Here is a 14,147-nt window from a genome sequence, read left to right on the forward strand (position 1 = left end):
ATTTTTGTTTGTGTAAAAACACACTGTTTAATCTATACTTTCTTATTATAATCAATACATCTTTAAAAATAAACTATAAAAATAAGCCGATTTTCTTTCTTCGTATTGATCTAAAACTTTTTCGTATTTTAAACTATGGGATAATAAAACTTAATATATTTTATTATACGAAAAATGGTTTAGGCCTTTGAGTGTTAACTCAAGACCTAAACCTAGTTCTTAAACTGAGTTTAATTATTTAAGCTCAACAGTAGCTCCAGCCTCTTCTAAAGATTTTTTAAGACCTTCAGCCTCTTCTTTAGAAACACCTTCTTTAACGTTGCTTGGTGCACCGTCAACTACATCTTTAGCTTCTTTAAGACCTAAACCAGTTAATTCTTTAACTAATTTTACAACAGCTAATTTAGAAGCTCCTGCATCTTTCAATACAACTGTAAATTCAGTTTGTGCTTCTTCAGCAGCACCGTCTCCTCCACCAGCAGCAACTACTACAGCAGCAGCAGCAGGCTCGATTCCGTACTCATCTTTTAATATTGTTGCTAATTCGTTAACTTCTTTAACTGTTAAGTTAACTAATTGTTCTGCGAATTGTTTCAAATCTGCCATTTTTTCTATCGTTTAAATTGATTTGTGTAAAAAATATAATTTAATTATTGTGCGCTAATTAAGCAGTAAGGAAGCAAACTCCCTTACGATAATTACTCTGCTCCTTCTTCTTCGCTTCCAGCGAATTTGTTTTGTAAAGCAGAAATAATTCTTTGAGCTGGAGATTGTAATAATCCAATGATTTCTCCAATAAGCTCTTCTTTAGATTTAATTGTAGCTAATGCATCTAATTGGTTGTCCCCAATATATACTTCAGAATTGATGTAAGCTCCTTTTAAAACTGGTTTATCAGATTTCTTACGGAAATCTTTGATAATTTTTCCAGGTGCGTTAGCAACATCAGAAATAAAGATAGCACTGTTACCACTTAAAACTGTAGGTAAATCACCATAATCATTAGAAGAAGCTTCCATTGCTTTTGCAAGCAAAGTGTTCTTTACAACCTCTAATTTGATACCTGCTTTAAAACAAGCTCTACGTAAGTTTGAAGTTGTCTCTGCGTTTAAACCAGAAATATCAGATACATAAATGATATTTGTACCAGCTAACTGCGCAGTTAAATTTTCAATCGCGATTGATTTTTCTTCTCTAGTCATACTAAAAATTTTTAACTACCAATTATACTGCTTTTGGGTCTAATGCGATAGCAGGACTCATTGTGCTTGTAAGGTGAATACCTTTAATGTATGTACCTTTAGCAGCAGTTGGTTTAAGTTTTATTAATGTTTGAATAATTTCGTGTGCGTTGTCAACAATCTGCTCAGCTCCAAAAGAAACTTTACCGATTCCTGCGTGTACGATACCAGTTTTATCAACTTTAAAGTCAATTTTACCAGCTTTAACCTCTTGAACAGCTTTTGCAACATCCATAGTTACAGTACCTGTTTTAGGGTTTGGCATTAAACCTCTAGGTCCTAAAATACGACCTAATGGACCTAATTTACCCATTACAGCAGGCATAGTGATGATAACATCAACATCTGTCCAACCGTCTTTAATTTTTTGTAAGTAATCATCAAGACCAACGTGATCTGCTCCAGCCTCTCTTGCTTCAGCCTCTTTATCTGGAGTAACCAACGCTAATACTTTAACGTCTTTTCCTGTTCCGTGAGGTAAAGTTACCACACCTCTTACCATTTGATTCGCTTTTCTTGGATCAACACCCAAACGAACTGCGATATCAACAGACTCATCAAATTTTGCAGAAGCAACAACTTTAATTAATGCAGCAGCATCTTTTAAAGAGTATAATTTGTTCTTTTCAATTTTTGAAGCAGCCTCTTTTTGCTTTTTTGTTAATTTTGCCATTTCTTCTTCTTAATTAAAAAGGAGCATCTCCTGATACAGTTATACCCATAGATCTAGCTGTTCCAGCAACCATACTCATAGCTTTCTCAATTGTGAAAGCATTTAAGTCCGGCATTTTGTCTTCAGCAATAGTTCTAATTTGTTCCCAAGTAACGCTAGCTACTTTTTTACGATTAGGCTCACCAGAACCAGATTTTAGCTTTGCAGCTTCCATTAACTGAACTGCTGCTGGAGGAGTCTTAACAACAAAATCAAATGATTTGTCTTTGTACACAGTGATTTGCACTGGACAAATTTTGCCAGGTTTATCTTGAGTTCTAGCATTAAATTGCTTACAAAACTCCATGATATTAACCCCAGCAGCTCCTAAAGCAGGTCCAACCGGTGGCGACGGGTTCGCAGCACCTCCCTTAACTTGTAGTTTAACTACCTTACTAATTTCTTTAGCCATTTTTAAAAAATTTAACACTGTAATCAATGGAAGCGATTACAATGGTTTATTATAGTGTAACAAAAAATTATACTTTTTCTACTTGCATAAAACTTAATTCTAATGGAGTTTTTCTTCCGAAAATCTTAACCATTACCTCAAGCTTACGCTTTTCTTCATTGATCTTCTCAACAGATCCGTTAAATCCATTGAAAGGTCCATCAATAACCTTAACCGTTTCCCCAACACTAAATGGAATAGAACGAGTATCCGTATTTACAGCTAACTCATCTACCTTACCTAACATACGGTTTACTTCAGAAAGTCTTAAAGGAACAGGTTCTCCACCCTTAGTTTCTCCCAAAAATCCAATAACACTAGTAATTGACTTAATAATATGAGGGATTTCACCAACTAAGTTAGCTTCAATCATAACATATCCAGGAAAGTAAACTTTATCCTTAGATGATTTTTTCCCATCTTTTACAGTAACTACTTTTTCAGTAGGAACTAAAACCTGAGAAACATAATCCTCCATACCTAATCTCGCAATCTCAGTCTCGATATAAGCTTTCACTTTATTTTCTTGACCACTAACTGCTCTAACTACGTACCATTTTTTCACATTATTATCTGCCATCACAAAAAAATTATCCTTTTAACCAGTTAAAAAATCCAGCCAAAGCTTTTGCAAAAAATTCGTCTACTCCCCATGTTGCCAAAGCGAATAAAATCGAAAATACAGCCACAACAATTGTCAATTTTTGAACTTCAGCCCAAGCTGGCCAAGTAACATTTGACTTTAACTCTTCGAAAGCCTCTGATAAATAATTAGTAACTTTTGTCATTTGATATATTTTTTATTGCACGGGCGGAGGGATTCGAACCCCCATCAACGGTTTTGGAGACCGCTATTCTACCCTTGAACTACGCCCGTAATTAAAGCCAGTGATTTCAAATTAAGAAATCACTGGCTTTTATTTATTTATAGAATTACTCTACGATTTCAGTAACCTGACCAGCACCAACTGTTCTACCACCTTCACGGATAGCGAAACGTAAACCTACGTTCATAGCGATTGGGCTTAATAAAGCAACCTCAATAGTTAAGTTATCACCTGGCATTACCATCTCTACACCTGCTGGTAAAGTAATAACTCCTGTTACGTCAGTTGTACGTACGTAGAACTGTGGACGGTAGTTATTGTGGAATGGAGTGTGACGTCCACCTTCTTCTTTTTTCAAGATATAAACCTCAGCTTTGAATTTAGCGTGTGGTTTTACTGAACCTGGCTTAATAATAACCATACCTCTTTTGATATCAGCTTTATCAATACCTCTTAACAATAAACCTACGTTATCTCCAGCTTCACCTCTATCAAGGATTTTACGGAACATCTCAACTCCTGTAATAGTAGAAGTTAATTTTTCAGCTCCCATACCAATGATTTCAACAGGATCTCCAGTGTTAGCAACTCCAGTTTCGATACGACCTGTAGCAACAGTTCCACGACCTGTAATTGTAAATACGTCCTCAACTGGCATCAAGAATGGCTTAGCAACGTCACGTACTGGCTCTTCGATCCAGTTGTCAACAGCTTCCATTAATTCGATAATTTTAGGTACCCAGTTTGGATCATTGTTTAATCCTCCTAAAGCAGAACCTTGAACTACAGGACCATTATCTCCATCATATTCGTAGAAAGATAATAAATCTCTAATTTCCATTTCAACAAGCTCTAATAACTCAGCATCATCAACCATATCCACTTTGTTCATGAAAACAACGATTCTTGGAATACCAACCTGACGACCTAAAAGGATGTGCTCACGAGTTTGTGGCATTGGACCATCTGTAGCAGCAACTACTAAGATAGCTCCGTCCATTTGAGCAGCACCAGTAACCATGTTCTTTACGTAATCCGCGTGACCTGGACAGTCAACGTGAGCGTAGTGACGGTTAGCAGTTTCGTACTCTACGTGTGATGTATTAATAGTAATACCTCTTTCTTTCTCCTCTGGAGCGTTATCGATTTGATCAAACGATTTTGCTTGACAGTAACCAGCATCTGATAATACTTTTGTAATTGCAGCAGTTAATGTAGTTTTTCCGTGATCTACGTGTCCAATTGTACCTATGTTTAAGTGCGGTTTGGAACGATTAAAATTCTCCTTTGCCATTTTACTTAATTTTTAATCTTAGTTATATATTAATTTTCAATTTCCTACTTACTTGAGCCAATGTCGGGATTTGAACCCGAGACCTCTTCCTTACCAAGGAAGCACTCTACCCCTGAGCTACACCGGCAGAGAGTTCCGATTTGAGATTTCCGAATCCAAACCTCAGATTTTCAACAATCTAAAATCCAAGACCCAAAATCTTAACCTCTTTTTTGTTGTGGGGAGAGCAGGATTCGAACCTGCGAAGTTCACACAGCAGATTTACAGTCTGCCCTCGTTGGCCGCTTGAGTATCTCCCCTAATTTTAAAATTCCATCATTTTAAAGAACCAAATTTCAAATCGCATTTGAAATTTTCTGAGCCGATAGAGGGACTCGAACCCACGACCTGCTGATTACAAATCAGCTGCTCTAGCCAGCTGAGCTACATCGGCGAATGCATTAAAAAAGTCCGCTATTTCTAACGGACTGCAAATGTAGCTATTTTATCTTTTAATCAAAACATTTTTTCAAAAAAATTTCAATTAAATATGCGCTCTTATTTTTTCCTTCCTTTTTACAAGCAAACGTTCTAACGACTCTGCAGAAAGCTCAACCGCCTCTTCAAATGTTTTACACTGTTTTTTTACCAAAAAATCATCACCAGGAACATTAATCTTTATCTCCACCATCTTATTTTCTTTATCACTAGTTCTTTCTACTTTTAAAAAAACATCTGATGAAACCACTCGATCGTAGTATTTCTCTAGCTTACCCATTCTTTCCTGAATAAAATCGACCAATTTTCTGTCGACAGTAAAATTAACTGCATGAACATCTACCTTCATAATAAAAATTTTAGGATTAACATTTAGAACCGCTATTTACTTCTCGGATGCGCCCCCTTATATACTTTTTTAAGCTCCGCAAGACTATTATGAGTATAAACTTGTGTAGACGCCAAACTAGAATGCCCTAGCAATTCTTTAACTGAATTCAAATCTGCCCCATTATTCAAGAGGTGAGTTGCAAAGGTATGACGAAGCACATGCGGACTTTTTTTCACCTTTTCTGAGACCCTACTAAAGTATGAATTTATTAAACGATAAACAAAAGATTCGCTCAATTTTAACCCTTTTTTCGAAACAAAAAAATAATCTAAATCCACCAACCTCTCCAAATCACTCCTTTCCTTTATATAGGAATCAATTTGATCAGCAATAATCGGCAAAATCGGAATAATGCGCTCCTTATTTCTTTTCCCTAAAACCTTAATTGTATTACCTGAACGATCAACATTTTTAACCATCAAATGAATTAATTCCGCACGACGCATTCCTGTAACATAAAACATCTCCACAATAAGCCTATCACGAATCTCTTCAAAACCAACAGGAACATCTATCACCTCAAGCAGATCTTTAAGCTCTTTTTCCGAAAAAGGAACCTGGATCACTTTTGGAGTTTTCAATGATTTATGCTTCATCATAGGACTAACCTCTATTTGTTTTGATTTTAAAAGAAACTTATAAAAAGCCTTCAAAGAAGCCATTTTTCTATTAATAGAAACATTTGAAACATCCTGATCAACTAAAAAAACAATCCAGCTTCTCACCTGACCATAATTTACCAAATCAATACTTTCCTGATCAAAAGACTCCTTCACAAAAGACTCAAAAGACATTATATCATTTAAGTAAGCCCCAACCGTATGCGAAGAATATTTTTTTTCCAGCAAAAGATAATCCGAAAAAGCCTCTTTATTCGTTTTCATAAAATCTAAAAATTAAGCATAAAAAAAACCGTTAGCATCAAAATTAAAACATTTTGACCACTAACGGTAATTATTTTCTAAAAGCTGATATTAACTTTCTAAACTATCTTTCAAGCCTTGAATGTAAGCCGCTTTTTGAATTTGAGCTCTTTTGATAACAGAAGGCTTAATAAAAGCAGTACGTGCTCTTAATTGACGAACAGTTCCTGTTTTATCAAATTTTCTTTTATAGCGCTTTAATGCTCTATCGATATTTTCTCCGTCTTTAATTGGTATAATTAACATAATATAGACACCTCCTCTCGTTAAGGCTGCAAATGTATGTATTAATTATTAATTATGAGTTATAAATTTTGAATTATTTTTCATTTACGGCTTAAAACCGGAAAGAAAACCATTCCTCATGCACTGCATTTACCTTTTAAACGCTATTATTTCAATAGATTTCTAGAAATAACCAACTTTTGAATTTCAGTTGTTCCTTCTCCTATAGTACATAATTTAGAATCTCTGTAGAACTTTTCTACCGGAAAATCTTTAGTGTAACCATAACCTCCATGGATCTGAACGGCATCATTTGCAATTTTTACACATGCTTCAGAAGCATACATTTTAGCCATTGCACCAGCAGTTGCTACTTGTTTATGCTGTTGTTTTAAAAACGCAGCTTTATGAAGCAATAATTCCGAAGCCTCAATTTCTGTTGCCATATCAGCCAATTTAAAAGAGATTCCCTGAAAATTACTAATAGGTTGACCAAACTGATGTCTTTCTTTTGAATATTTCAAAGCCGCTTCATAAGCTCCTTTAGCAATTCCTAAAGACAGAGCTCCAATGGAGATTCTTCCTCCATCAAGAATTTTCATAGCCTGAACAAAACCCTCTCCTACTTCTCCTAATCTATTCGCATCGGGAACACGGCAGCTGTCAAAAACCAACTCAGCAGTTTCACTTGCTCTCATTCCTAATTTATTTTCTTTCTTACCTGACGAAAAACCTTTCATACCTTTTTCAAATACAAAAGCTGTCATTCCTTTAGAATCACCTTTTTCACCAGTACGAACTATTACAACAGCGATATCTCCAGATATACCATGCGTAATAAAGTTTTTTGCTCCATTTACAATCCAATGATCACCATCTTTAACCGCAGTTGTATTCATTCCTCCTGCATCAGAACCTGTATTATGTTCGGTTAGACCCCACGCTCCTATATGTTCGGCTGTAGCCAATTTCGGAAGCCATTTTTTCTTTTGTTCTTCATTTCCAAAAGTTAAGATATGATTGGTGCATAAAGAGTTATGCGCCGCAACCGACAATCCTATTGACGGATCTACTTTAGAAATTTCTTCGATTATTGTAACATATTCATAATAACCTAAACCCGAACCGCCATATTCCTCTGGAACCAAAACTCCCATGAAGCCCATCTCGCCAAGTTGTTTAAATAACTTAATTGGAAAAATTTGCGCTTCATCCCATTCCATTATATAAGGTCTAATATTCTTTTCTGCAAAATCTTTTATAGACTGCGCAATCATTAGTTGTGTTTCGTTGTAATCAAAGTTCATGAGTTAGTTTCTTTTTAGAACTCCAAATATAAACTAATTATTTTTGCTTTTTCAACAGGAAAATCTTTAATTTTTGCTAAATCCTCAATATTATTAAAATTCCCATTCATACTTCGATAAGTTACTATTTGTTTTGCAAGACCATATTTAAAGTACGAAAACTGAGCCAACTCCTTTAATGACGCATCATTTACATTTATTTTCTTCAAGGTTGAAGGAATCACAACTTTAAAGTGACTATTTAATTCATTTATAACTTCTGGCGAAAGTCCCCAAACATCTTTCAACTGCTCCATTGACACAAAAGAGCCTAAAATTTCTTTTTGGTTTAATATTCTTGTTGAAAGCCCTTCTCCTATTCCATAGATTTTCATTAAATCTTCTTTAGTAGCTTGATTGATATCTAATATTTCAACTCTTTCTTTTTTTGGAAAACTTTTTATACCAAAATCTTTTTTCTCAATGCTATAATTATTTTTACTCTGTTTCCAATCTGGAAATTTAAATAAAGGAGAAATTACATTTAATAGTGAATCTGAAATACCAGTCACTTTTTGAAACTCCTCTGCTGAGTTTACATATTTATTCTCTTTTCGAAATGCCATTAAACGATCGATTTCTTGTACCGACATTCCTAGCTTGTATCCTTTATAATCAGAAATAAAATTAGGATTAAAAAGATAATTAATTGGCTTCACATTATTATTCGTTAATTTCTCCTGATCAATTTCTGATTGTAAAGCAAGCCATTCTTCTTTTTCTTGGCTTTTAGTTTCAGAAATATTAAAATCAGATAAAAAATAAAATAGCTGCAAACCTATCATTATAATGAAAAGCATAAAAATGCCTATTCGTTGCTGTTTTGTAAAATGAAAACAACTATTTAAAAACTTAAAATTCATCGCAAAAAGTGTTTTTAAAAAATAAAACAAGAAAAATCTTTCAAATTTATCAAGAAAATAAGTAAGAAAAGTAGTTTTTAAAAAATTATCGAATCTCTTATAAAAGACCTATTAATTTAATGAATATCAATACTTAGAGAAAGTTTCTTACGACTACTGTAAAAAAATCAAAGATTTTATAACTTAAAAGATGATAATTGTTTTTATTTTTTGCAAAAAACAATACATTTGGCACTTAATAACAAATAAACCAATAAAATAATATGTCAATTTGGAGAGTAAAACCTATATCTGCCTTTGAGGCCGATATGAAAAAAAGTGATTTAAAGAGAGTCCTAGGAAAATGGAGTCTTACTGCCATTGGTGTTGGTGCCATTATCGGTGGGGGAATTTTTGTACTTACAGGTACTGGGGCTTATTATCATGCAGGACCAGCATTAGCTATTTCGTTTATCATAGCAGGTATTGCTTGTGTTTTTGCGGCTCTTTGCTATTCTGAATTCGCTTCTATTTTACCTGTCGAGGGATCTGCTTATGCTTATGCTTACGGTACTATTGGAGAAGTTTTTGCCTGGATCATTGGTTGGGGACTAATCCTTGAATATGCAATGGGATCAATGACTGTAGCGGTTTCCTGGTCAGGATATTTTAATAAATTGCTCAAAATATTTCACATTCACCTTCCTGATTGGTTAACTACAGATCCTGCAAGTTATACAGGAGAAGGTTTTTCTATGAATCTTCCAGCTTTCTTGATCGTTATCTTGGTTATTTCATTACTTATTAAAGGAACAAAAAGTGCTGCTAAAGCCAATAATGCAATTGTTATCCTTAAAGTATCTGCTGTAATCTTTGTAATTATTGCTGGTCTTTTCTTTATTAATACAGCAAACTGGAGTCCGTTTATTCCTGAAGCAACTCAGATCATTGAAAAAGAAACTACACACAACGCTTACGGAATTGGAGGTATTATCTCTGGAGCTGCAGCTATTTTCTTTGCTTATGTTGGTTTCGATGCTGTTTCTACACAAGCCGGAGAAGCTATTAATCCTAAAAAAGATGTTCCTTTTGCAATTATTGCTTCTTTATTAATTTGTACTACTTTATATATTCTTGTTTCTTTAGTATTAACAGGAATGATGAATTACCAAGACTTTAATCCACTAGGAAAATATCCTGAAGCTATCAAAGCTCCTGTTGCTTATGCATTTGATATTGCAGGACAAGGCTGGGCTGGTTCTATTATTACTGTTGCCGCAACTATTGGTTTGGTTTCAGTATTAATGGTAATGATCATGGGACAATCTAGAATTTTCCTTGGAATGTCTAAAGATGGTTTAATTCCTTCTGTTTTCTCTAAAGTAAACCCTATTTCTGGAACTCCAAAAACGAACTTAATGATTCTTGGAGCTATTATCGCAACTGTTGCTGCTTTTACACCAATCAACAAATTGGCTGACATGACAAGTTTTGGTACTTTGTTTGCCTTTACAATGGTTTGTATTGCCGTTTGGATTTTAAGAGTAAAACAACCAGGATTAACCAGAACATTTAAAGTTCCTGCTTTACCAATTATCGCGGTATTAGGAATTGCAATCAATTCTTATTTAATTTTTAATTTAAGTAAGGATGCACAGTTATTATCTTTTGGATGGCTTATTGTTGGTATAATTGTATACTTTGGATACAGCAAGAAAAGATCTAAACTTAACAATCCTACTGAAGAATAGTAAATACAACTTTATAAAAAAAAAGCTCCAAATTAAAATTTGGAGCTTTTTTTTATAAATCAAATACTGATGTTCTTTTTGATCGAATTAAATCTTTTAGGCGAATCCAGAAAGCGAGAGTCAAGTAGACTCCAAATCCTAATCCTGCTGTAACAAAAGAAATGTATATAAAAAACAAACGAACGCTTGTAACACGCATTCCAAGTTTATCTGCTAGTCTTGAAGAAACATGAAAACCATATTTTTCAAAAAAGAATTTAAGTTTTAAAATTGCTGACATTTTCTGATTTTAGATTTCCTTCGACTTCGCCTAGGATGACAAAAATACAAATTATCTCATTACCCCATTTTCTAATTCTCTAATTATTTTTAAGCAACTCTAATCCGATAGCACACTTAAGACATGCTTTATGTTCACAATATTCATTTTTAAGCTCTAACAATGCTTGACTTTCAAATGCTGATTGAGGCTTTATCCCAAACGAATTAAACTTATCAATAATAGCATTTTTCTCAGAAGCCATTTCGTTCATAAAATCAATCAAATCTTCGGTGATTAATTCTCCTCTGATATTGGAATAAGCAAATTGAAGCGGAATTATAGTATTGATAATCAATAAATCTATAAATGGTTTTGAAAGCATTTTAGATTTCTTCGGACTTTCTTTATCAAACTGATAATGATTCTGCCAATAAGGACTTGCAGAAACAGTCAATAGACGATACACTTCTTCAACAGATTTCAAATCAATTATTTTTGAAAATAGGTTTTGATGTTTATGATATAAAGATGCTAATTGAGAAAGCCTAATTGTTGGAAAATTATCTGGACGGAGCTTAAAAAATTGAAGAGGATCCGTATAAGTCTTTTCTATTTGATATTTATGCCGTAAATAGAAATAGCGAAATTGTAAATCTTTATAATAAACATCCTCTTTCTCTGCTTCTAACAATCCTGAAGTCCCAAAAAGCAACGCTTCTAGATTTTCGGCTTCAAAACTTTCTTTTCTTATTACTGAAAATGGAATTGCTTTTGAAATCTGCAGAAAGGAATTGCCATTAGTATTTAAACCAAAATTTCTTGCCAGAAGACAAAATAAAACTGCTTCCCAATCCTGATTGGTTTCTTCCAATAATTGATAAATAAACGTAGATTTGCGCTCTAAACGCTCAAAAAACAGTCTTTCCTGCCAATTTTTAAAAACAAATCCATCAATTTCTCTCAATTGCCTTTCGCAGGAAATCCATGTTTTTGGAGCAAATAATGCATTATAATTTTCGATTATTTCTTTTGAGATATAATCTTTAAGAACCAAAACAGGAATCTCGGTATTATTCTCTCTAAAAATAGCTGTATCATTCTCCCATACTACATGAAGAATGACATTTTTATAAGCCGGGTCTTTTTCATGGTTATGCAAATACCAATCTGAAGATTTTAAATGGATTTCTACATTACCTGCCCATTTTTGGTTTCCGATTTCTATATGTGCATTAAAAAAGTCTGGCCCAGCGAGTTCTAAATAATCGCCAGTTTTAAGAATAGTAATTGGCTCACCTTGAGCAGATTTTAAATTCAAGCTATCAAATTTCTTGAATCTCCATATATAATGAAGGAAGTCTTCTTTCATTTTAGATTTTATAATGAATTACAAAATCTAAAAATAGAAAATTTTACTATTATTCTTACAAAAAAAATAAAATTATTTAACGAAGCAAATACAATTTAGCACAAGCTCTGGCATCTGACAATGCTTCATGGTGATTGAGGTGAATATCCATTTCACGACAGCAATCACTTAATTTGGTTGGTTTTATGCCTTTTGCTTTGTAAATCTTCACCGTGCATTCCCATTTTGTAGCGATATTCAAATCCTCATAGTTTAAGCCATGAAGCAACATTGTTTTCATTAAAACATTACGATCAAAGCTTTCATTATGTGCTACCACAACCCTGTTTTTTAGTCTTTTTTCAATCTCGGGATATATCTGAAAGAACGATTTGGCATTAACAGTATCTTTGGGATAAATTCCGTGAACGCGAATTGTAAACGGATTATACTCATTATTTGGTGGCTTAATTAAAGTTACATACTCGTCAACTATAATTCCGTTTTCGACTGTTACAATACCCACTGAACACGGATGATATCCTGTTGCGGTTTCAAAATCAATAGCAGTAAAATTCATATTTTATTTTTAAAAGACAAATCCATAAATCCAATTGTTTTACAATAAGATTTATGGATTATTTTTATTTGCAATGGTTTATTTTATTGAACCAATAATATCATATTTAGTAATAATATGGTGATGTCCGTTTCCTAAATCTACCAAAACAGCATCATTTTCTTTGCTGAAAAGTTTCGAAACTTCTTCGATTGGCGTTCCTAATTTTACGATTGGGAAAGGTTTACCCATTACCTCTTTAATTGGTTTTTCGGCAACGTTTTTATCAGCGACATAACTTCTAAATAAATCGGTTTCATCTACAGAACCCACAAATCCATTGATATCAACCACCGGAATCTGCGAAATTTTATATTTACGCATACGCTCAATTGCATGAGAAACCAATTCTTCTGTACGTACAACAATTAGTTCTTTATCGATATGATCCTTAATAACATCTTCTGCTTTTGTTATGTTTTCTTCTAAGAATCCACGTTCGCGCATCCAGTCATCGTTGAACATTTTACCTACATATCGGCTTCCAGAATCGTGAAATAATACCACAACAACATCTTCTGGCTTAAAGTGTTCTTTCAACTGTAACAATCCTTTTATACAAGCTCCTGCCGAATTTCCAACAAAAATACCTTCTTCAAGGGCAATCTTTCTGGTATAGACAGCTGCATCTTTATCAGTAACTTTTGTAAAACCATCAATTAAAGAAAAATCAACATTTTTTGGCAAAATATCTTCTCCGATACCTTCAGTAATATAAGAGTAGATTTCGTTCTCGTCGAAGATTCCTGTTTCATGGTATTTTTTAAAAACTGAACCATAAGTATCGATTCCCCAGATTTTGATATTTGGGTTTTGCTCTTTCAAGTATTTTCCAACTCCAGAAATAGTTCCTCCTGTTCCAACACCAACAACAAAATGCGTGATTTTTCCTTCTGTCTGTTTCCAGATTTCAGGTCCAGTCTGTTCGTAATGTGCCAACGAATTTGACATGTTATCATATTGATTTACATACCAAGAATTTGGTGTTTCATCTGCCAAACGCTTTGAAACCGAATAATAAGAACGCGGGTCTGTAGGTTCAACATCTGTAGGGCAAACAACAACTTTTGCTCCAACAGCGCGAAGAATATCCATTTTCTCTTTTGACTGTTTGTCTGAGATTACACAAATTAATTTGTATCCTTTTACGATTGCAACAAGTGCAAGTCCCATTCCTGTATTTCCAGAAGTTCCTTCAATAATAGTTCCTCCAGGTTTAAGTCGGCCATCTGCCTCTGCATCTTCAATCATTTTTACCGCCATTCTGTCTTTTACAGAATTACCAGGATTAAAGGTTTCGACTTTTGCCAATACTAACGCATCAATTTCAGCAACAATTTTGTTGAGTTTTACCAATGGCGTATTACCAATTGTTTCTAAAATATTATTTGAAAAGTCCATTTTTATTTAAGTTTTATTAAGTGGTTCTAAATAAAAA

Annotated in this window: 17 protein-coding genes and 4 tRNA genes; 1 reads left to right on the forward strand and 20 read right to left on the reverse strand. The window is 33.9% G+C overall.

What is annotated here, in order from left to right; translation table 11 throughout:
* Nucleotides 1-234: 234 nt before the first annotated feature.
* From rplL to LPB248_RS06070, 16 genes are all read right to left on the reverse strand, one after another.
* Nucleotides 235-606, reverse strand: coding sequence for a 50S ribosomal protein L7/L12 (gene rplL, locus LPB248_RS05995; RefSeq protein WP_008466917.1), 372 nt, complete (start codon nucleotides 604-606; stop codon nucleotides 235-237).
* A 92-nt stretch (nucleotides 607-698) separates the two neighbouring features.
* Nucleotides 699-1,202 (reverse strand): 50S ribosomal protein L10, encoded by a 504-nt coding sequence (gene rplJ, locus LPB248_RS06000; protein ID WP_111422296.1) that lies wholly within the window; start codon nucleotides 1,200-1,202, stop codon nucleotides 699-701.
* A gap of 22 nt (nucleotides 1,203-1,224) precedes the next feature.
* Nucleotides 1,225-1,914 carry a 50S ribosomal protein L1 gene (gene rplA / locus LPB248_RS06005; RefSeq protein WP_025572415.1) on the reverse strand — a complete coding sequence of 230 codons (690 nt, stop codon included), beginning with the start codon at nucleotides 1,912-1,914 and terminating at the stop codon, nucleotides 1,225-1,227.
* A gap of 13 nt (nucleotides 1,915-1,927) precedes the next feature.
* Complete coding sequence (rplK, locus tag LPB248_RS06010) at nucleotides 1,928-2,365, reverse strand: 50S ribosomal protein L11 (protein WP_008466923.1); 438 nt, start codon at nucleotides 2,363-2,365, stop codon at nucleotides 1,928-1,930.
* 67 nt (nucleotides 2,366-2,432) lie between these two features.
* On the reverse strand, nucleotides 2,433-2,984 hold the full coding sequence (nusG, locus tag LPB248_RS06015; protein WP_008466925.1) for a transcription termination/antitermination protein NusG: 552 nt from the start codon (nucleotides 2,982-2,984) through the stop codon (nucleotides 2,433-2,435).
* A gap of 10 nt (nucleotides 2,985-2,994) precedes the next feature.
* Complete coding sequence (gene secE, locus LPB248_RS06020; protein WP_008466927.1) at nucleotides 2,995-3,192, reverse strand: preprotein translocase subunit SecE; 198 nt, start codon at nucleotides 3,190-3,192, stop codon at nucleotides 2,995-2,997.
* 18 nt (nucleotides 3,193-3,210) lie between these two features.
* Nucleotides 3,211-3,281, reverse strand: a tRNA-Trp gene (locus tag LPB248_RS06025).
* A 56-nt stretch (nucleotides 3,282-3,337) separates the two neighbouring features.
* The gene (gene tuf, locus LPB248_RS06030; protein ID WP_109192121.1) at nucleotides 3,338-4,525 is read right to left on the reverse strand and encodes an elongation factor Tu; all 1,188 of its coding nucleotides are present in this window, start codon (nucleotides 4,523-4,525) and stop codon (nucleotides 3,338-3,340) included.
* A 55-nt stretch (nucleotides 4,526-4,580) separates the two neighbouring features.
* Nucleotides 4,581-4,652, reverse strand: a tRNA-Thr gene (locus tag LPB248_RS06035).
* A gap of 91 nt (nucleotides 4,653-4,743) precedes the next feature.
* Nucleotides 4,744-4,824: transfer RNA gene (locus tag LPB248_RS06040), tRNA-Tyr, on the reverse strand.
* Nucleotides 4,825-4,884: 60 nt separating this feature from the next.
* Nucleotides 4,885-4,958: transfer RNA gene (locus LPB248_RS06045), tRNA-Thr, on the reverse strand.
* Nucleotides 4,959-5,048: 90 nt separating this feature from the next.
* Entirely contained in the window at nucleotides 5,049-5,351 is a 303-nt protein-coding gene (gene hpf / locus LPB248_RS06050; protein ID WP_125722466.1) for a ribosome hibernation-promoting factor, HPF/YfiA family, read from the reverse strand.
* A 32-nt stretch (nucleotides 5,352-5,383) separates the two neighbouring features.
* Complete coding sequence (locus tag LPB248_RS06055; RefSeq protein ID WP_177210641.1) at nucleotides 5,384-6,277, reverse strand: tyrosine-type recombinase/integrase; 894 nt, start codon at nucleotides 6,275-6,277, stop codon at nucleotides 5,384-5,386.
* Nucleotides 6,278-6,367: 90 nt separating this feature from the next.
* Nucleotides 6,368-6,562: a 30S ribosomal protein S21 gene (gene rpsU / locus LPB248_RS06060; protein ID WP_026730435.1), complete on the reverse strand. Its 195-nt coding sequence runs from the start codon at nucleotides 6,560-6,562 to the stop codon at nucleotides 6,368-6,370.
* A gap of 146 nt (nucleotides 6,563-6,708) precedes the next feature.
* On the reverse strand, nucleotides 6,709-7,848 hold the full coding sequence (locus LPB248_RS06065) for an acyl-CoA dehydrogenase family protein (RefSeq protein ID WP_177210642.1): 1,140 nt from the start codon (nucleotides 7,846-7,848) through the stop codon (nucleotides 6,709-6,711).
* Between the two features lie 14 nt (nucleotides 7,849-7,862).
* Entirely contained in the window at nucleotides 7,863-8,750 is an 888-nt protein-coding gene (locus tag LPB248_RS06070; RefSeq protein ID WP_177210643.1) for a ComEA family DNA-binding protein, read from the reverse strand.
* Nucleotides 8,751-9,013: 263 nt separating this feature from the next.
* Between LPB248_RS06070 and LPB248_RS06075 the strand changes: the two genes are divergently transcribed.
* Entirely contained in the window at nucleotides 9,014-10,480 is a 1,467-nt protein-coding gene (locus tag LPB248_RS06075; protein ID WP_177210644.1) for an APC family permease, read from the forward strand.
* Between the two features lie 52 nt (nucleotides 10,481-10,532).
* Here the strand turns inward: LPB248_RS06075 and LPB248_RS06080 are convergent, their stop codons facing one another.
* The 4 genes from LPB248_RS06080 to LPB248_RS06095 form a co-directional block, all read right to left on the reverse strand.
* Nucleotides 10,533-10,760: a PspC family transcriptional regulator gene (locus tag LPB248_RS06080; protein ID WP_008466940.1), complete on the reverse strand. Its 228-nt coding sequence runs from the start codon at nucleotides 10,758-10,760 to the stop codon at nucleotides 10,533-10,535.
* Nucleotides 10,761-10,839: 79 nt separating this feature from the next.
* Nucleotides 10,840-12,111 carry a DUF2851 family protein gene (locus tag LPB248_RS06085; protein ID WP_177210645.1) on the reverse strand — a complete coding sequence of 424 codons (1,272 nt, stop codon included), beginning with the start codon at nucleotides 12,109-12,111 and terminating at the stop codon, nucleotides 10,840-10,842.
* Between the two features lie 76 nt (nucleotides 12,112-12,187).
* On the reverse strand, nucleotides 12,188-12,670 hold the full coding sequence (locus LPB248_RS06090; RefSeq protein WP_177210646.1) for a 3'-5' exonuclease: 483 nt from the start codon (nucleotides 12,668-12,670) through the stop codon (nucleotides 12,188-12,190).
* 78 nt (nucleotides 12,671-12,748) lie between these two features.
* Nucleotides 12,749-14,110 carry a pyridoxal-phosphate dependent enzyme gene (locus tag LPB248_RS06095; RefSeq protein WP_177210647.1) on the reverse strand — a complete coding sequence of 454 codons (1,362 nt, stop codon included), beginning with the start codon at nucleotides 14,108-14,110 and terminating at the stop codon, nucleotides 12,749-12,751.
* Between the last annotated feature and the right edge of the window lie 37 nt (nucleotides 14,111-14,147).

The sequence above is a fragment of the Flavobacterium sp. LPB0248 genome (assembly GCF_013388355.1).
Lineage (GTDB): Bacteria > Bacteroidota > Bacteroidia > Flavobacteriales > Flavobacteriaceae > Flavobacterium.